The sequence below is a fragment of the Methylobacterium crusticola genome, from assembly GCF_003574465.1.
Taxonomy (GTDB): domain Bacteria; phylum Pseudomonadota; class Alphaproteobacteria; order Rhizobiales; family Beijerinckiaceae; genus Methylobacterium; species Methylobacterium crusticola.
Window position 1 is genome coordinate 1 of sequence record NZ_QOWC01000516.1, and the last position, 582, is coordinate 582.

Here is a 582-nt window from a genome sequence, read left to right on the forward strand (position 1 = left end):
CGACGCCTTCGCGTTCGGGCGCGGGGACGGGCACGACCTGATCCGCGACTTCGTCGCGGGCGGGCCCGAGCACGACGTGCTGGCGTTCAACAGCGGGGCGTTCGGGTCGTTCGCGGACGTCCTGGCCGCCAGCCGGCAGGTGGGGGCCGACGTGGTGATCGCCTACGGGTCGGGCGACACCGTCACGGTGCAGAACACCCGCCTCGCGAGCCTCAGCGCCGAGGCCGTCACCTTCGCCTGACCGACAGGGCGGCCGCCACGGGGCGCCGCGCGTCACTCCCCGGGACGCTCCGAGCGGGTCGCGTCCCCGCACCCGGCGGGTGCGCCCGGGGCCGGCGCGCCGCCGCCGCCCGGCGTCGCCGCGGTGTTGTTCGTCACCAGGGCCAGGCGCGCGCGGATCGCCTGCATGTCGGTGCGCAGGTTGCTGATCTGCCGGCTCGTCGCCCCGGTCTCGACGTAGGCCATCTGGATGGTGCCTGGCCCCGCCGTGTCGGTGACGTAGCCGCCGTAGATCTGGTAGGCCCTGGCGAGCGCCATGCCCTCGGCCGTCCTGATGCCGATCGTGCTCAGGTCGACGTCCCT

1 protein-coding gene and 1 pseudogene are annotated in these 582 nt (G+C 74.9%); one reads left to right on the forward strand and one right to left on the reverse strand.

Annotation, left to right across the window (positions count from 1 at the left end; genetic code table 11):
* A pseudogene (locus DT057_RS35895) lies at positions 1-241 on the forward strand (CHRD domain-containing protein); the annotation flags it as partial.
* 32 nt (positions 242-273) lie between these two features.
* Here the strand turns inward: DT057_RS35895 and DT057_RS35900 are convergent.
* Positions 274-582: hypothetical protein (locus DT057_RS35900; RefSeq protein WP_162501633.1), on the reverse strand; the 309-nt coding region annotated here is incomplete at its 5' end.